This window comes from Neobacillus mesonae, assembly GCF_023715155.1.
Lineage (GTDB): Bacteria > Bacillota > Bacilli > Bacillales > Cytobacillaceae > Neobacillus > Neobacillus mesonae_A.
Genome location: NZ_JAMBNQ010000016.1, coordinates 25,452 through 44,211, shown reverse-complemented (window position 1 = coordinate 44,211; position 18,760 = coordinate 25,452). Strand labels below are relative to the sequence as shown.

Genomic DNA, 18,760 nt, shown 5'->3' with positions numbered 1-18,760 from the left:
ATATTTGTCATGGTTTTATTACTTTATTGAAAAATAAAATATTGTAAAATAAGGAGTAAAGGGAAATTCAGTTACATAAATGAAATAAGCTATTAAAGGAAGTGATAGATAGATGCTATATAATTGGAATATAGAGAAAATTATTGATGATACATTAGAAGAGCATAAATTAACTATTAACTATGAAATAAACAATAAACTTGCTGCTCCCATGAGTTATAACGTATCAACCAATACCATTAAATTTAATTATCTTCAAGTTAATAGTTATATCAATAAAATCAGAATTAACGAGACAGATGAAAACTTTGTTAAAATCATTCTTTATCGTGTGATCGGTTATTATTTAGATTTTAAGAAAAATAAACATGATCTTAGGACTATAATGTATGGTGAAGATGATGAAATAGAAGAGCTTAAGACTAAAATTGAAACGAATGCGTGGGAATACGGTCGAACATTGGTTCCTGAGCAATTGTTACGGGCATATGATCAAGTTCGTGAATTAGATAAAGCTCTAGTTAATGGGAAATTAACGAATGTTTAAAATCATAATTGACAATCTGCTGTACCAGCACTATAAATGGAATGGAACAAAGCAAACGCCATTCAAGTAAGAATGACGTTTGCTTTGTTGTTATTCATTCCTTTCAAAATCCGTAAAATAAATAACCTCAGAGAGGATTTTACATCCATTTGTTTTTTTATATTCCTTTAAAGCCTCATCCTTATTGTCATATTCGAACATTTTGATACTGTCTTGTAAATAAAGGGTTAAAATCCACACATTCATTCCCTCCTAGAATATTAAGATTCATCACTCAGCATTTTTTCAAGAATCATACCCAAATTCAGATGTTCAATAGATTCACCTTTTATGAAGATTGTTGAAGGGGCTATAAGCGCAGCTACCGCTAAGGTAAAGCCATTATAACAAGCAATTTTTAAAAATTTGTCGAACTAACCAAGATTAACCTATTTGTAAATAGACTGTTAGTTTATCTTAAATAATTGCTACAAAAAGGATAAAGCAGGATTATACTTTTTCGATTAGAAAAATTTGTTCATTTATTGGCAAACTTCTTTTGCTTTTTAAAATATCCAGAAGTTGATTGTTAAGTAAATCCAGGTTGTACTAAAAACCTAGATCAATATCTAATAAATGGATTAAAGTGTTCATTATAAATAAAATGAATGTATTGCAGAGTTGTTACTTCGATCATTTTTGTCATATATTAATAAATTATTTTCAAGGGAAAACGTGTAAAACACTAGGTTTTTGAAACAATGCTTATTGGAATAAGGAGGGAGCTTAAGTATAAGTAGTTCCGTTTCGGTGGAGAAACATACCACACAGCATGTTAAATAGCAGACAAAACCGCATACGATTTTGTCTCCTATTTTCCTCTTATATATCAACGACCAAGAGTTACTTTAATTAGCTAGCAAAATCGCAGCCTAAAAAACATATTGACAATAGTTGTTGTCAATGAGCTAATTACTTGTTAATTCCTATGCATTAGCTAGGTTGTTTTTTACTGAGGTTCACTTGGTTTTTTTGAAACATAAGTAGTCCATAATTGGGTAACCGGCGAAGGTAAAATAAGCGGAGATTTTTCCGCTATATGCAGAATGGAGCTCGTTTCGGGGAATATAAGGGGAGGTTTTCCGCTTATCCAAAGCAAAATTACCTATTTTCACATTTTTCGAGTCAATAGGCGGAAACCCTCCGTCTATTTTAGCTATTTTTAGTGTTTTTTGTTACTTAAGGGAAATTTCTCCGCCTATTTATCAAACTTGCCTTAGCGTTTAACGACTTGTACAACCTCTCCATATTAAAGAGCTTTTTTGTGTGCTAGTTATATTGTTAATTACTTGTTATTGATGCAACGAATTCTTATGTTATTTGTGTTGTGGTTTTAGATATTCTCCACATTATCAGAACTACTTAGCTTAAGTAGATTTCTTCACAATTTTTATTTAAAGTTTCAAAGGGAGATACCGCTAAAGCAGGAAACCGGAAAATGCCCCTCAATCATCGAGGGGCTGCTATACCATATGGATATCTAATATTCACTATAATTATTTAGGCTTCTTTCAGGTGGTCAACCAGTCTGCTAAGTAAATCGCTTAAAACCAATATTTCTTCGTCACTATAAATATGATAAGATTTGCGATTAAAGTCATTTCGTAAATCACTCAACTGTTCATAAACTCGATGTCCTTCCTCTGTTACCCTCACACGTGTGCGTCTTTTATCTTCGGGGTCAGTAAATAAAGCCACTAAATTTGCCTGCTGCAGGCGGTTGATCATCCCTGTCATATTTTGTTTTGTTACAAGTGTTTCTTCTTTTAATTCACCGATTGAAATATCTCCCTTTGCAATGATTGTTCTGAGAATAACCCATTGCTGTATGCTATTAAGCCCAACATCTGCTGCCATCTTTGCTCCATATCTGCTCAAAAGATTTGAAATCCTAAAGAAATCCAGCGTAATGTTGGTTTTTACATTTTCCATAAAAACCTCCTGGTTTGGAAGAAAATTTATTAAGTTATTTGTTCATTTTAATAAGGTCAATAACTTTAGTCAAGTTGTTGACTAAAATGTAATGATAAATTAAACTAGATTAGTCAATCACTTGACTAAGTGTGAAATTTGGAAATAGGGTAATGATTATGAAGTATAAAAGAAATCGTTTATCAAATATGTGAACAAATAATCAACTATTTATCTATTTTCACCTGCCCAATTTGAAATTTTAAGGAGATGAATAGAATGCCAAAAACAAATCGGAAGATGGTAACCATTGCTATGCTGGTTGCTATCCTATTAGTTGCCATTGATGTCACAGTTGTTAGTACTGCTATGCCGCAGATTGTCAGCGACCTCAGTGGATTAAAATTAATCAGCTGGGTATTTGTCATCTATACGCTTACCACTTCAGTAACAACGCCGATTTATGGAAAATTAGCGGATTTATTCGGTCGGAAAAAAATTTTTATAACTGGAGTTATTTTGTTTGTGGCAGGATCTATTGTTTCAGGTGCTGCTCATTCTATGAATCAATTAATTTGGTTCCGTGCTTTTCAAGGAATTGGGGCTGGCGCGGTCATGCCGTTGACCTTTACGATTATTGGTGACCTTTATCCTGGGGAACAACGAGCCAAAATGCAGGGAGTATTTAGTGCTGTCTGGGGAATAGCGGGTCTCCTTGGTCCATTAGTAGGTGGATTCTTTGTCGATCAAATCAGCTGGCGTTGGATTTTCTATATTAATTTACCAGTCGGTTTAGTGTCAATTGTGTTAATCACTGTCTTTTTCCACGAAACAGTAGAATTGAAAAAGGATCGTAAAATTGATTATCTTGGAGCTATTACTTTTACCATTGGAATTTCAACTCTTCTATATGCTCTATTAAATGCAGGCCCTGGGCAAAAATATGCATGGAACTCTTCAGCTATTTATGTACTGTTTGCTGTTGCGGTTATCTTTATTGTGCTCTTTGGCTATATTGAAACAAAAGTTGAGGAGCCGATGCTTCCTCCATCATTATTTAAGATACCGGTCATCCTTGTTTCCAATCTCATTGGTTTTCTAGCAAGTGCTGTCCTAATAGGGGTCAATGTTTACTTGCCAATGTGGATTCAAACCATTCTTGGGCACAGTGCTACGAGCTCAGGACTTACACTAATGCCAATGTCTATCGCATGGCCATTGGGTGCGACATTTGCCGGTCGTTATATGTATAAAATCGGATCTAAGTTAACGGCTGTCCTAGGTGCTGTTTTGATTGCCCTGGGAGGAACATGGTTACTGGCTGTGGAACTGGACTCTCCGTATTGGTTTTTTGTGGGGATTATGGTTGTCATTGGTCTTGGGATGGGATACGCTACTACCCCAACAACCGTTCTTGTTCAATCGGCAGTTGGCTGGCAAATGCGTGGAGCGGCAACTGCATCTAACACATTTACCAGGTCAATTGGCCAAACGGTTGGGATTGCTGTCTTCGGAACAATCTTTAATAATTCACTCATTTCTTTTGGAAAAGAAAATGCCAGCGGTGCATGGAGCGGTGGAGGCAATATCAGTGATGTCCTAAACTCGGAAACCATCAATAAACTGCCATCCGCAGCCATTCAACTGATGCATGAGGCACTTGCCCATGGTATGCACCTTGTGTTTATTCTCGTGTTTTTTATTGGGATCGCCAATCTCATCATGACCCTATTTCTTCCTTCTCATAAGAAGGTAATGGAGCATCAAAAACAAGTCCAACACTAACGTTAAGTATACATTTGTTTGGTGGTTTTCCCCTGTTTACTTGCCAGTTGATGTATAACGTAGCGTAGGATTAAATTGAAAAATAGCTTTTCGATTCCGTAACGGGTGAAATGAATGAATAAAAATAAGGCCAGATATCATTTAGATATCTGGTTTTTATCATTTATAAGCTATTTCTATTTTTGATACCAAATGTTAGGGTAACCGTTCTTCCGCTCTTATGGAAGAACATAAAAACTTACATTATATTAAAACGTAAACATGCCGGGGGATGGATTCCTTTAAAAAGAGGATGGTAAATTATTTTCACGGCCTCTCTCTTTGGATTGATTTTTACCAGGTCCAAAAGTAAAGCGTAAACCCAGCGTGAGTTCAATGATAAGAAGCAGTAAGATAACCCAAACACCTGCTTTTAAGATTGTATCAATCACAATAGATCCAATAAACAAATGGCCATGGAATAGGGCGGTAAATGTATAAAACATAGCAAAAGTAAATACCCGGCTCCATTGTGATACATCATAAATGAAGATGGCATTTTTAAACCCAAAGCGATTTATACGTCTAAACAGGCGGTATCCTTCAATGGATTCTACTAATAGAAGAAGAATGAAGGCAGCTCTCCAGATGAATCTAATTAAATCGATGTGTACATTCCCTGAGGCTATACAGGCAACACCCGTAATGGATAACGCACCATGTAAAATACAGTTTGTATTGTTCCAATCCATTTCAATGGACCATGAACGATGGAAGTACCGGTTTAAGATGAAGAAAACACAAACCAGATAGAGACAAAATCCAATGATGAGTAATGATAGATTGGCAAAGGATGGAAGTCCTTTAAAAACGGTGTTAACTAAAAGGACAATGGACTGCGTACTAACGGTTGTTAGCAGCAGGATTCCGTGTACATTCCGATAGGATTTGGTTTGAAAAATTTCAACAAACGTTTTTAAACTAATCGCAATATAAATACCCCATAAAATAATATTGATGAAGGCAATTATTTCGGAAATAATCCCCCATTGGGAAAATTGTTTAAAAAATAAAACTCCGCTTATAGAGGTACCAGCCACCCATGTACCCATCCCAAAGCGATTAATCGGATTGGAATAGTGTTCATCTTTAAATTTACCGTCCAGGCAGGTGATGAAAAACGATAGAATGAAAGCAAACCATAATGATAGGTTGATAATGCTTAGAATTTTTCCAAGATTATGTTGAAAAAATGAGGATCCTAAGTAGTTTAATAGAACCCCCTGAATAAATATACCGATTGCCATCACAACAGCCATGGATGAGGTTTTGATATAAATTTTTTTAAGAGTGAAAAAGATTAGAATACATACAAAAAGAAAAAGCATGATAGATAAATAAAACAAGGTTATCACCGTATTAATAGTAAATTTATACATCATTATACCATAAAAATTCTTACGGCCGTTATATTCACCCAACTCTAAAAATGTTCGGGTATTCTGTAAGCATTTTTCATTTTTGTAATATGCAGCGATTAGTTGATATACTGGAATTAAAAGTTAATGATTGGAGTAACCCTATGTCAACGATGGATATTTTTAATTTAGATGAAAGTTTAAAGGAATACATAAATGAGACGAATAAAGAGGACCTAGATGTCATCATAGATGAATTCAAACAAAGCCGCTTTCAAAATGTCTTATCAAAAACAAAGGTCTTCCGTGAAAAACATGAAACAAATAAAAGGTTAGCAAGAATTTTGTCCTTACTTGATGCTGCTTGTCATTCACAAATTGATGAAGAGAAGCAAGCTGCAGACATAATCAGGAACATGTATCAAGATTCAAATGAAAACTCGATTGATGACATTATTTTATATGGCAGCCTTGCCTTCATGTGTGATTATAAACTTGCTCGAAAAATAATGTCAGATGCCGTGAAACGAATCCAAAATGAGGAAGCTTTCGACCAAATGAAGGCGGCTCGTGCGTATCTAGTACTGGGAGAAACAGAAGAAAATTTAAAAAAGTTCGTTCGGGCAATTAAATATTATAAGCAAGGTTTAACCTATATCCAGAAAGAAATCAATACCGACAATCAAATGGTTCTCTATCTGCATTTTAAACTTGGTGCACTTCATTCCCTGATTAATGAGACGGATGAGGCCATTGCTTATTTGCAAAAAACACTTGAACTCGCGGATGATGCGAATACAGAAATAAAAATTAACAGCCTGGTAAGTATGGCGAAAATGGTTGGAAGTAAGAATGAATATGAAAAAGCTATTGCGTATTTGAAAGAGGCAATTCCAATGTTTGACGGTTCTTCCTTGGCCAATAAATTTGTACATGCAGAGGCTTATACAGAGCTGGCGTATAATTATTTTGTCCAATCCCAATATGACGAGGCAGTTCCATACTATGAAAATGCAATCACCCTTCATTTAAAGATTCCTAATTATTCCGCAAGAGAACTGGGAATGATTTATATGCAATACGCTTATTGTGTGGACCATAAAGAGGATCCAGATAAATTACTGGCAGGAAGAAACTATGAGAAAGCATTTGAACAGCTGGAAAAATCAAATGACCAGGAGTTATTGAAAGATGCCCTTGCAGATATTATTGTATTTTTTGATAGTACCGGTAATAAAAAGAAAAAACATTTCTATGAAAGTAAATTTGTAAAGCTGACGAATGAAAAAGCTCATGTACACTAAAAAGGTGCATGAGCTTTTTAGTGTTTGGACAGCCAAAGGTAACTGATTATTCCACATCAAGAGTTATGGCAAAATTCTTGCTCATTATTGTAGTCAAAAAACGAAACACTTTTTATAGCTGACCATTTTCTACCGTAATGAGGAAGCCCGCAGAGCCGGTAATAAAGTCTTTTTAGAAAATGAATGAATTTTATTGACAATAATCCAATGCTGTCATATATTTTAATTAACAATTAACAGATTGTTAATTAAAGGAGAGGAACAAATGAACAATCATCCATTTATCACGCCAGATGGCTATACGAGCGATATTGCGGTATTTACAATCACATCTGAGATGCAAGGCGAGTATAAGCCGCCAATAAAAAAATTAAAGATTCTGCTGATTAGAAGAAGTGAACGGAATCATGAAGGCATTCCCAATATTGAAGCAGGTAAATGGGCATTACCTGGAGGATTTGTACAGCAAGGGGAAACGGCTTTTCAAGCAGCAGAACGAAAACTGTTGGAGGAAACAGGAGTCGATGGTCTAAAGATCAAACACTTTGGTGTCTACGATTCACCCAATCGGGATCCGCGGGGATGGATCCTTTCAAATGCTCATTATGTCATTGCTAACGAGGCGGCCTTAAAGAAACGTAAACAAACCTATGATGCAGCTGACATTGAACTATTCACCATTGATGAGGCTTTAAACATGGACTTGGCATTTGATCACCGCCAAATTATTGACGATGCCATCTGGTTTATAAAAAAAGACATGGCATTAACCACTCTGGCTAAGCATTTTTTACCTGAGGAGTTTGTCCTTTCCGAATTGCAGGGAGTTTTATTAACGATTCTGGACGATTCCGCCATTACAACCGATGCTGCATTTTTCAGAAAAGTCCCGACGCTCCCTTTTATAGAAGCCGTTTATGAAAAAGGAAAACCAAAGAAATCCAACCGCTATTCTAAAATACCTGCTCAGCTGTATCGTTTTACTGATTTTCAACCGATCGTATCAGTGTACAGTAATAAATTAAAGGGATAGGAAAAGGAGAGAGTGTGATGGGGATTTGGAAGGATTGGTCTCGTTTTGAAATCGGATGGTTGAGTATTTTTACGGCGGTTACGTTTTATTTATTTTTTGCTTGGGATGATTCATTTCTCGGACTTGTATCATCGACCAGCGGCATGATGTGTGTTGTGCTGGCAGCGAAGGGGAAAATCTCCAATTATTATTGGGGAATCATCCAAACAGCGACGTATGCGTATATTTCATTTGGCTATGGATTATATGGAGAAGCGATGTTAAATGGACTGTTTTACTTTCCAATTCAGTTTATCGGTATTTATTTGTGGAAAAAAAATAAAACACAACATGATGTGAATGGGGAAGATGTAGTCGTTAAATGTCTTTCAAAAACAGGCTGGATTTATACGGTTGGAGCGGTTCTTCTATTTACGGCTGCCTATGGGTTGTTTTTGAAATACATAGGCGGAAACAATGTTTGGACGGATTCAGCCACAAATGTATTGTCCATAACAGCCCAAATCATGATGCTGAAACGTTTGACAGAACAATGGCTTGTATGGATCGCAGTCAATATCCTATCAATTTTTCTGTGGGCAAGTGCGCTGACAGCTCAGGGTGGAAACGACTTTTCAATGCTTGTGATGTGGTCAGCCTTCTTTGTTAACAGTATATATGGTTATGTTAACTGGAGAAAAATGTACAGTATACAAATGAGGGAGGCGGCCTAAATGACGGTTGGTTTTATTGGCGGAAAGTTTCTGCCCTTACATCTTGGTCATGTATATGCCATTATTCATGCATCTTCGATGGTAGATGAATTATATGTAGTTTTATCTCATAGTGAAAAGCGTGGTAAAGAACTGTGTAAAAATAGTAAAATGCACTATATTCCTGCACAAATACGTTTACGCTGGATATCTAAGCTAACAAATGATATGCCGCATGTAAAAGTCATATCCATTGAAGATGAGGATGATAATGAAAACTATAACTGGGCTGAGGGGGCCAGGCTCATAAAAAAGGAAATAGCAAAGCCCATCGACTACGTGTTCAGCTCTGAGTATGAATATGAATCTATTTTTCGAGAGCTTTATCCTGAATCCAAACATGTTTTGATTGATCCGAATCGAAATCATGTGAATATTTCTGCCACAAAAATTCGAAAGCAAGGGGTTTTTCAAAACTGGCAGTACATTCCTGATGTGGTCAGGCCATATTTTGTAAAAAAAATTGTGATTGTTGGAACCGAAAGCTGCGGGAAATCTACTTTAACGAAAAATCTTGCTAAAATTTATAACACCACATGGGTAGAAGAGTATGGCAGAACGGTATGTGATGAATTAGGCGGCTGCGACGGTATTATTTTACCGGAAGATTATCTACAAATTGCCTATGGCCATAAGATGAAGGAACTTGAGGCAATCGAAAATGCGAATAAACTTGTGTTTATTGACACGGAAGCAATCGTCACACAATTTTACTCCAATCTCTATAATCATGTGAATCAAACTGTATTAGATGAAATTGCAAAGCGGCAGGATTATGATCTTTGGCTTTTTCTTGAACCTGATGTGCAGTGGGTTGATGACGGACTAAGAGTTCACGGAGACCATGCAGTCAGAATGATGAATAATCAGCATTTAAAAGAATTATTAAATAAGCAAAAAATGAACTATAAAATTTTAAATGGAGATTACGAGAATCGTTTTAAAGGTGCACTAGGGTATATCGATGAATTACTAAAAGATTGATTTTTAAGCCTCAGTTGGCACAAGCTGTCATACGGTGGTAAATAAAAACGCAATAGACGGCCGCTTTAGATGGAGCCGTCCATTGCTTGACCGGGCATGTACCTGCATGTTCCGTGTTTTTTATCAAATTTCTTCTCTGAGAAAAATAATATAATCATTCGAAACACTTTTTTCTCCCAGCTGGTGAAGCATAGCAGATACATTGCCCCGATGATAGGTGCCATGATTCACTAGATGCCTGAAGATCTCTTGACTGTCATTCCGAAAGATTTCACCCTTCGTATTTTTATAGACAATGATTTCTTTTTTAGAACTTAATTGTTTAAATAGGACCAGATTGCTCTCAAAATGCTTTATTGCATCTATCGGGGTTTCAAATGTGACCTCTTCAAAATCGGGTTGTTTTTCACCTAAGATTCGTTTTAACCATAAAGCATCAACTTTATAAATGTGTTCAAAAGCAGCTGCCAGACTAGGAAAAATACTTTTTACTTCTTTCATGAAAATATCCTTTTTTAAACGACTGATATGTTCTAATAACCTCACATTTGCCCAATGATGATAGGCTATCTCTGTATCAATAGACATGTTTATTTCCCCTTATCTGCATTTTCTTTTTTTAAAGTCTTCTAACATCGTTGATTAAAAATGAATGAAATTTTAGACACTTTATTTCAATTAAAATTATAATCGTTCATTTACTTGATGTCTGTCAGTAAATGTCTGTTCTTTTTATAATTCTCCTCAAAGTATATAAATTAATATTTATAACAAGTTTCTATCATCAAGTTAGCAGCAGAAAGGTATTGGGTCTGAGGGCATAGCAGGTAACTTACATGTTAGAAAGAGCAAGCATGCTGCGAATAACTATAACTATATCGCATTAATTGGATTCCTCCATAAACTTATGCGCTTTGAAGATAGTTTAGCTGGCAAACAGTAGTTTGTTATAAGATAATGGTAATGGTTATGAGGAACGGAAAAGTAAGAGAAACAACTCAAAAGACGGAAGTGTTAAACGATGAATGTAGAAATGGTTATGAATGAGCTTGAAGCTCTTGGCAAGGAACGAACGAAAAAAATATATATATCCAATGGTGCACATGAGCCGGTTTTTGGCGTAGCTACAGGTGCTATGAAACCAATCGCAAAAAAGATAAAAATAAATCAAATTTTAGCGGAAGAGCTTTATGCCACAGGGAACTACGATGCCATGTATTTTGCAGGCATTATTGCAGATCCAAAAGCCATGACTGAGTCGGATTTTGACCGTTGGATGGATTCGGCCTATTTCTATATGCTGTCTGATTATGTGGTAGCAGTAACTTTAGCAGAGGCAGATATTGCACAGGAAGTGGCTGATAAATGGATCGCAAGCGGGGAAGAGCTGAGAATGTCAGCAGGATGGAGCTGCTACTGCTGGCTTTTAGGGAATCGAAAGGACGTTGAATTTTCTGAAAGCAAGATTTCCCATATGCTTGATATGGTAAAAAATACGATACATGATTCACCGGAACGAACGAAATCCTCAATGAATAATTTTCTATACACCGTTGGTATTTCATATATACCCTTGCATGAAAAGGCAGTCGAGACCGCAAAGGAAGTAGGTCCAGTAGAAATGAAGCGGGACAAGAAAAAAAGCAGTTTCTTAAATGCTTACGATAGTATTCTGAAAGAAGTCGATAAAGGCAGGCTTGGTTTTAAACGTAAATATGTAAGATGTTAAAACCAGGCCCGCCAATCGCGAAGCAATTTTTAATTTTAAGGCGTTAATCCAACAAGGATTTAACGCTATTTTTGTTGAATTTTTAACAAAAAGTGGATGGGATGTCTATGTTTTGCCAGAAACACAAACAAATGGCTAAATAGTGGAGAAAAGTGTTCATTTTACTGAAAAGATCTATCAGGGGAAGAAGTTATTCAATTGGATATCTGAACATTATTTTATGAAAACATGTTTTAGGAAAATTAGGTAAGAGAAACTAGCAGAGCCAGGAACCTTTTACTATTTTTTTGATTTCCAATAAAAAACACAAGACAAATGTAACCGTTTCCATTATAATAATAAATAACAAATAGGAAAGGGGATACGAACAATGGAATCTATTCTTGAGCAATGTGAACATACTCAGTCGGACGAACTATGTGAGGAGTGTACCCCTAAAAAAGATATAGAAATAGAAGAAAATTATGATATTTATGAATATGATTATAATAAAAGATTGTGGTTTTAATAGTATAAATAGAACAAAGGCTTGGTTTCACAACCAGCCTTTGTTCTATTTTTAAGAGTGATAAAATGATCTATTTAAATTTGCTCATTAGATGAATTTCACTCTTCTTTTAAGTTCAGGAGTATCAGTATATGCTTTGGAAATACAGTTTGACCTTATTACCTCCTTTTTCACTTCCTTAAAAGGTAAAAAAACCTGGATTTCTTTATACAACGGGGAAAAAGATAGTGAAACTGTTTCTTGGCCTAACCAGTAAGCATGAATGAGCTGGTTATTAGCGAAAGGAAAAGCTTCTGGGAATCCGTTTCGGTAAAAGGGATGCTCGTTCTCTTTTTCAACCCCGGCTTCGTTCAGGCAGATATAAAGGGAGAGGTTATCGCAAAACTTTAGGATTTTAAGGTGGTCCATGACAAGGCTTTCCATTTTCATATCTCCCTGAATTCCCAACTCATAAAAAATGCGCCGTAGTCTGTTTCTTTCATCTGTCACAAACTGCTTAGCGGCGAATTGACCATCATTCTGGAGGAAAGATATATAATGCAAACTGCAAAGTAAACTTGCATACTTACTTTTTCTTTCAACCTCATCAATCCCTTTTTTATAAATGACAGTCTTTGACTCTATTGGATAGTCTGTAAAAGAGTATGGTTTGTCTTGCTGGATATTCCATAATGGGTCTGAGTCAGCTTCAATCCAGCCGCAATCGTGTTCGCGGATGGCTAAAATGACTTCATCTTTCCAATCCATTCCGTTAAAATAACTATTTTTCCAGTTCTGTGCAATGGTTCCTGATATTTTGGCGTGGTCATGCTGTTTGATCATAATAAAACGATCTTCACGCTCGCGGATAATCATCCTATTCAACTCCACATCTCTATATTACTAAAATATCTGAAGTGACAATCTCAATCGAGTTTAACGACCTAATTTAACCTAAGAAGAACCTACAGAGCGGCATGCCTAAAGTTAGGGACAGAAAAGGACTTTTACTGGATGTTTTGATCTTAAAAGGGAATTTTGATAAAAAGGACTGCACATATTTCTTATTTAATATATGCAATCCTTTTATTTTTTACTATAAATTGATTTTACATTTACTGACCTAAAGTTCCTGATGCTTGGTCAGCCTGCAGCCTTTGCTTTTTAGCTTGCCGGTAATGGAATAATTCATAGAATGTTGGGATTATAATCAACGTTAAAAGGGTGGACACGATGAGTCCAAAAATGACGACCACAGCAAGCCCCTTTGAAACAAGATTTAAACTCATTGCTGATTCATGTGCAACCAGAAGCGGCAGCATAGCAAACACCGTTGCCAGTGCAGTCATAAGAATCGGACGGAGCCGGACAGTTCCCGCCTCCATAATGGCTTCGCGGATAGTCATCCTTTCCTCGTTATGACGGATTCGGTCTACGAGTACGATGGCGTTGGTTACCACAATTCCCACGAGCATCAGCATTCCAATACCTGAGGAAATATTGATGCTTGAATGGGTGACTACTAGACCTAAAAGCGAACCAATCGCTGCCAGAGGCAATGATATCAGGATTGCAATGCTTGCCCGGAAAGACTTTAACGTCACCAGCAAAATCATAAACACGATTCCTATGGAAAACATGGACAGTTTGGCAAGTTCCGCTAGCTGGTCGGAGGATTCCATCGAGGAACCTGTCAATTCAGCACGTGTTCCTTCGGCAAACGTTTTATCTTTGTTCCAAGTAAGGAGTTCTTTTTGAATGTTGCCGGTTACGTCTACCATTTTATCCGGATTGACTTGTGCTGTTACCCGTAGATAATGGTGGCCGTCTTTTGTAAAGATCGTTCCTTGTTCCTCGCTTTCTTTCACTTTAGCAATCTTTGAAATAGCAACAGGTCCATTTGGCGTCATCAGCTGCAGATTTTTTATATCGTCCACCGTTTTTATTTCTTTTAGAGCTCCTAATTTTACAGCTGTGGTCCGATTGTCAATTTTTACGCTCCCAATCACAGCAGGATTAATCATCGCATAAATAGATTGGGAGACTTCCTGTGCATTGGACAATTTGGAATCCACTTCAATGGTGATGGTTGGTTTTGTATTCTGGTCATTGCTTTCTACTTTTTCAACACCTTTAATACCGATTATTTCTTTCTTTACCATTTCAGCTGCTTTTTTAATATCGTCATCGTTCTTTCCAAGAACATCAACGGAAACAGTCGTTGTATTAGTTCCGAGCAAACCGGCTGTGTCAGCCGTCAATACTGCATTTGGAAACTGGTTTTTTGTTTTTCGAATGTCTTTTACAAACTTAGCAGAGTCAATCCCTGCTTTAGGGAAAACCATAAATCGAACTTCGTTTTCATCTTGCATATTGCCATATTGGGCAGCATCTTCATTAACTCCTGCCACCGTAATATGGGTTTTTACTCCTCCTCTATCTGAAAGAATGTCTTCCATTTTTGCAGCCCCGTCTTTTATTTCACTGAATGGAGTCCCGTTATCATAGCGAAGATTAATGGCTATGTAGGCGGAGTCTTTCTGATCGACTGAACCTTTAGGCATGCTCAAAAATAAAACGATAGAACCGGCCACAACAAGAATAGCTAACGTGATCGGAAGCCATTTATGATTTAGCGACCAATTCAATACAGCAGGGTAGAATGTTTTTGACTTATGTTCCTTCACCTTCACCTTTTTCATCATACGAGCACTAAGTGCTGGTACGACTGTCAGCGAAACAAGCAGTGAAGACAGTAATGAACAAGTGATTGTAATCGCAAACGGAGCAACCAGATCTCTTAATCCTCCAGAAACAATCAACATTGGCAGGAATACCGCAACTGTTGTGAGAGTGGATGACGTGATGGCCGATCCCACTTCTTTTACCGATTCAATAAGAAAGGCAGGGGTCAAATCATTCGTTTGCTTTCTACGGTAAATGTTCTCTACCACCACAATACTGTCATCCACGAGGCGTCCGACTGATACGGCAATTCCTCCTAGCGTAAGAATGTTCAAGGTAACGCCAAAGAAGGAAAGCAAGATCATCGTAATGAAAAGAGACAATGGTATACTGATAATTGTAATCAGAGTCATTCGGAAACTGCGAAGGAATATCCAGATTATAAGGGTGGCAAATAACGCCCCGGTCAATACTTCTTTTGTCATGGAATTGATGGAGTCAAGAACGGTATCTGCTAAATTCATCACGATCGTTGCTTGAAGTGTTCCATTGTAATCCTTATTGATTTTTTTTACTGCATCCTCCACCTGGTTTCCAAGTGTAACGGCATTAGAGGTGGAATCCTTTTGAATGACGACATCGATAAAACTCTTTCCATTCAAATGGGTGATGCTTTCGGTTTCTTTTTGCATGGTAATAGCAGCAACATCTTGTAGTTTAGTTTTACTATTTAACTGGATATTTTTAAGTTCATCAAGTGATTCTAATTTTCCAGTTACGATGATGCTTGTGGCTTCATTGTTCATCGTTTGTTCACCGATTGCAACAGAAGCCGTTTTCCCTTGAAGGAGTGTGTACAGCTTTTCAAGCGGAAAATGGGCTGCCGACAATTTGGAGGGGTCTACTTTAATCATCACTTGCTGATTTCTTCCGCCATTCGTAATGACATTGCCGACACCTTTTAAGTCTTTGAACAACGGCATGATCTCGTTTTCTACAATATTCAGCTCATGATTGCCAATTTCCTTTTCGAAGGTGAGTCCTAATTCCACAATCGGAATTTCAGATGTGTTGAGGTTGATGACGTATGGTTTCATGACCCCGCTCGGGAGATTAACCATTGAAATTCTTTCTTCAATTTGCTGTTTTGCTTCTTTTACATCCATTTTTGATTCAAATGTCACGGTCAACTGGCTAAAGTTATTTCCTGTTTGAGCAACTACACTTTGTTTTCCTCTAACGCCGTTCAATGCCTTTTCAATTGGCTGCGTTACTTGTTCATCCATGCTTACGGCATCCATACCGTTTCCAACTGTCGAAATCGTTACATATGGCTGATTGGCAGACGGCATCAGTTCCATTGGAATCGTGGTGTAGCTAAAAATGCCAAAAATCATCGAGGCAATTACTGCGAAAATCAACGCCGCTTTATTTCGCAATGCCCATTTGGTAAACCAAGTCATAAAAGACCTCCCTGGTACTAAAGTCATAAAACAGGTAAATTATACCTCGGATGGGATAATATTACTAGTATATTTTTCTTAATTTTACAAAAGTTTTTTTTCACAAATACCACTTTACAATATCCAAATAATGGTATATTTTTATCTGGAAATGACTTTTGATGATCCAGTGTTCTTAACGTTTTATGTATATTAGCACAGGTATTGGGATCCAAGCATTTGTAAAGATGGTCCGCAGGTAATTTGATAAGGCAGAAAGATTTGAATAGAGGGGGAAATGATGATGGGAGAGAAGAATTCAGCCTTGATTGTTATCGACATGCAGCTGGGGCCAATTTGGGGTACATATAAACAGGAGGAAACGATGAAAGTGATCCGGCAAATGATTTCTAAAGCGGAGGCCGAAAAGATTGACATTTTTTATATTCAATACGAGGATCCGCAAAGTGATGTTCTGAAAAAAGGAACACAGTTTTGGCAGTTTGCACCCGGTATCACACCTCGAAAGCAAGACGTTATTATCCCAAAACAGGCTGCCGATTCATTTTATCAAACGTTGCTGCATGATGAATTGAAAAAAAGGGGCATTACCCATCTCACCGTAGTGGGGGTTCGGACCGAATACTGTATCGATACGACTTGCCGGGCAGCATTGTCATTAGGGTACCAAGTCACTTTAATCGAGGATGGCCATACGACAGTAGATGATACCCTGACTGCAGAACAAATTATTAAACACCATAATACAAACTTAAGTAAAGTTAGTACACCACATAGTAAATTAGTCGTGATCCCATCAAATGAATACAATTATTAAACCATAAGCGGACGGTAATCGCGAAAGTTCCTGCCACCTTATTTAATAAAAGATGATGAGAGCATTCCTATTGTATAGCCGGCAAAAAAGAATCCAAACTAAAAAAGCGGGTGCCTATTAAGAATGCGAACTCGGTGAAAAGGTGGTGACAATATGTCTAAAAACAAGAAGGAACTAAAGAAAAACCCGGCAATGCCAAAAAACGATGTAGAATTTGCAAATGATGGACTTGAAAAAGTGGTGTTGAAAGCTTCAGAAAAAATTAAAAAGTAATCAGTATAAATCATTTATACACATTTGCATTACTGTTTCAAGAAAAGTTCGAGTTTCACATAGTTTTTAAAGGAAAAAGCAATGCCTTTCATCCAAATATTTTGGATAAGGCATTGCTTTTCTATATATATTAGAGCCATCATAAATAAAAAGCAGATAGAACAGGCATATTGCTAGAATAATATTGATTCCAGTTGTCATGTTAGTTTTTTATATGAATCTTCTTAAATATCTTTTTATAGAAAAATGAAATCAAATTTATAACAATTAATCAAACTAGTGTGTTTTAAATCGATATTGAAATTTGATATCATTTCGTGGATAATTCCATTTTGGCGGAGCTGAATTTGAGAGGAATATATAACGAACAAGTAACTAACTATTATTGGCATGCAAGGTTATTTTAAGCTTGGAACTACTATTTGAGGGCATACTAATACATACGGCTTTTATACTAAAACAATGGATTTTAAAGACTGAGTGCAGTATTTGTAAAGGAGATTAAGGTATGACAGAATTTTGGGAATCAAGTTTTGTAAAAAATCAAATGATGTGGGGATTTGAACCTTCAGATTCCGCCATTTTGGCAAAGGATTTTTTCCTTAAAAAGAAAGTTAAAGATATCTTGATACCAGGTATGGGATATGGCAGAAATGCAAAGGCTTTTATTGACAATGGAATAAATGTAACAGGTATTGAGATTTCAAAAACAGCGATAGAATTGGCAAGGCAAAATGGGCTTAATATTACTATTTTTCATGGCTCAGTAACCGATATGCCTTTTGATAACAAACTTTATGATGGTATATTTTGTTATGCACTTATACACTTATTGAATCATTATGAGAGAGAAAAGTTTATTAAAGATTGCTATAACCAGTTAAAGCCAAAAGGATATATGATTTTTATTACTATTTCAAAAGAAGCCCCAATGTATGGAAAGGGCAAACAGCTGGGTAAAGACTTTTTCGAGACAAAAGATGGGGTAAAAATGTTTTTTTATGATTCTGACTCGATAAAACAAGAATTTGGAAAATATGGACTGATGGAAATTTCGGAAGTCATTGAGCCGCACAAGGATAACACAAATAAACCGCCATTTAAATTTATAATGGTTAAATGTCAAAAAACACTATAAGTACAATGGAATAAATTGTGTTCATTAAATTACTTCAAGTGCTTACTTCTTATTATTTAGGCTATGTTAAACTTGGCTTTTGATTTTCGCTCCAGCTCCAGGCACTTCGCTTTCCGCGGGCGTTCCGGGGAGCCTCCTCGGCGCTAACGCCTGCGGGGTCTCCCCTGGCACGTACTCCCGCAGGACATTGAATTACTTCCTTGAATTCTCCCACGCACGAAGGAAATGCATTAGCATTTACGAGGAGTCTTCGTGCCTTCCACTACAATCAACAGAGTTATAAAAAATCAACACCACTCTTTAACAGAGCCTTTATTTAATAGAAATTAGAGGAGTCAATCGGCTTCACATAAAAAATCGTTTACTTTTTATGATATTTTAATAGCATTTAAAGGTTGTTAGCAAAAATTAAATTG

General features: G+C 36.6%; 16 protein-coding genes. 10 read left to right on the top strand and 6 right to left on the bottom strand.

Features of this window, described 5'->3' with window-relative positions:
* The first annotated feature begins 112 nt into the window (after positions 1–112).
* Positions 113–547 (top strand): hypothetical protein, encoded by a 435-nt coding sequence (locus M3183_RS14400; protein ID WP_251470775.1) that lies wholly within the window; start codon positions 113–115, stop codon positions 545–547.
* Positions 548–637: 90 nt separating this feature from the next.
* Here the strand turns inward: M3183_RS14400 and M3183_RS14395 are convergent, their stop codons facing one another.
* Together M3183_RS14395 and M3183_RS14390 are read right to left on the bottom strand one after the other, a co-directional pair.
* Entirely contained in the window at positions 638–787 is a 150-nt protein-coding gene (locus tag M3183_RS14395) for a hypothetical protein (RefSeq protein ID WP_251470774.1), read from the bottom strand.
* 1,299 nt (positions 788–2,086) lie between these two features.
* Positions 2,087–2,518 carry a MarR family winged helix-turn-helix transcriptional regulator gene (locus M3183_RS14390; RefSeq protein WP_251470773.1) on the bottom strand — a complete coding sequence of 144 codons (432 nt, stop codon included), beginning with the start codon at positions 2,516–2,518 and terminating at the stop codon, positions 2,087–2,089.
* Between the two features lie 258 nt (positions 2,519–2,776).
* Here M3183_RS14390 and M3183_RS14385 point away from each other — a divergent pair, with 258 nt between their 5' ends.
* Complete coding sequence (locus M3183_RS14385; protein WP_251470772.1) at positions 2,777–4,282, top strand: MDR family MFS transporter; 1,506 nt, start codon at positions 2,777–2,779, stop codon at positions 4,280–4,282.
* A gap of 281 nt (positions 4,283–4,563) precedes the next feature.
* On the opposite strand, the gene M3183_RS14380 is transcribed toward M3183_RS14385, so the two are convergent.
* Complete coding sequence (locus M3183_RS14380) at positions 4,564–5,568, bottom strand: TDT family transporter (RefSeq protein ID WP_251470771.1); 1,005 nt, start codon at positions 5,566–5,568, stop codon at positions 4,564–4,566.
* 275 nt (positions 5,569–5,843) lie between these two features.
* Here M3183_RS14380 and M3183_RS14375 point away from each other — a divergent pair, with 275 nt between their 5' ends.
* The 4 genes from M3183_RS14375 (at position 5,844) to nadR (ending at position 9,752) form a co-directional block, all read left to right on the top strand.
* Positions 5,844–6,983 (top strand): tetratricopeptide repeat protein, encoded by a 1,140-nt coding sequence (locus tag M3183_RS14375; protein WP_251470770.1) that lies wholly within the window; start codon positions 5,844–5,846, stop codon positions 6,981–6,983.
* 265 nt (positions 6,984–7,248) lie between these two features.
* Complete coding sequence (locus M3183_RS14370) at positions 7,249–8,016, top strand: NUDIX domain-containing protein (protein WP_251470769.1); 768 nt, start codon at positions 7,249–7,251, stop codon at positions 8,014–8,016.
* Between the two features lie 17 nt (positions 8,017–8,033).
* On the top strand, positions 8,034–8,729 hold the full coding sequence (gene pnuC, locus M3183_RS14365) for a nicotinamide riboside transporter PnuC (protein WP_251470768.1): 696 nt from the start codon (positions 8,034–8,036) through the stop codon (positions 8,727–8,729).
* The gene (nadR, locus tag M3183_RS14360) at positions 8,730–9,752 is read left to right on the top strand and encodes a multifunctional transcriptional regulator/nicotinamide-nucleotide adenylyltransferase/ribosylnicotinamide kinase NadR (RefSeq protein ID WP_251470767.1); all 1,023 of its coding nucleotides are present in this window, start codon (positions 8,730–8,732) and stop codon (positions 9,750–9,752) included.
* Between the two features lie 123 nt (positions 9,753–9,875).
* Here the strand turns inward: nadR and M3183_RS14355 are convergent, their stop codons facing one another.
* A complete protein-coding gene (locus M3183_RS14355) occupies positions 9,876–10,340 on the bottom strand; it encodes a DinB family protein (RefSeq protein WP_251470766.1) in 465 nt (154 codons plus the stop codon).
* Between the two features lie 433 nt (positions 10,341–10,773).
* Here M3183_RS14355 and M3183_RS14350 point away from each other — a divergent pair, with 433 nt between their 5' ends.
* Both M3183_RS14350 and M3183_RS14345 read left to right on the top strand, forming a co-directional pair.
* Entirely contained in the window at positions 10,774–11,481 is a 708-nt protein-coding gene (locus M3183_RS14350; protein WP_251470764.1) for a DNA alkylation repair protein, read from the top strand.
* Between the two features lie 370 nt (positions 11,482–11,851).
* Entirely contained in the window at positions 11,852–11,989 is a 138-nt protein-coding gene (locus M3183_RS14345) for a hypothetical protein (protein ID WP_251470763.1), read from the top strand.
* A gap of 87 nt (positions 11,990–12,076) precedes the next feature.
* Here the strand turns inward: M3183_RS14345 and M3183_RS14340 are convergent, their stop codons facing one another.
* A complete protein-coding gene (locus tag M3183_RS14340; protein ID WP_251470761.1) occupies positions 12,077–12,844 on the bottom strand; it encodes a DUF3891 family protein in 768 nt (255 codons plus the stop codon).
* Between the two features lie 239 nt (positions 12,845–13,083).
* Positions 13,084–16,116, bottom strand: a complete 3,033-nt coding sequence (locus tag M3183_RS14335; RefSeq protein WP_251470760.1) for an efflux RND transporter permease subunit — start codon at positions 16,114–16,116, stop codon at positions 13,084–13,086.
* Positions 16,117–16,399: 283 nt separating this feature from the next.
* On the opposite strand from M3183_RS14335, the gene M3183_RS14330 reads away from it, so the two are divergent.
* Positions 16,400–16,933 (top strand): cysteine hydrolase family protein, encoded by a 534-nt coding sequence (locus M3183_RS14330; protein WP_251470759.1) that lies wholly within the window; start codon positions 16,400–16,402, stop codon positions 16,931–16,933.
* Positions 16,934–17,714: 781 nt separating this feature from the next.
* Positions 17,715–18,344: a class I SAM-dependent methyltransferase gene (locus M3183_RS14325; protein ID WP_251470758.1), complete on the top strand. Its 630-nt coding sequence runs from the start codon at positions 17,715–17,717 to the stop codon at positions 18,342–18,344.
* The last annotated feature ends 416 nt before the right edge of the window (positions 18,345–18,760 follow it).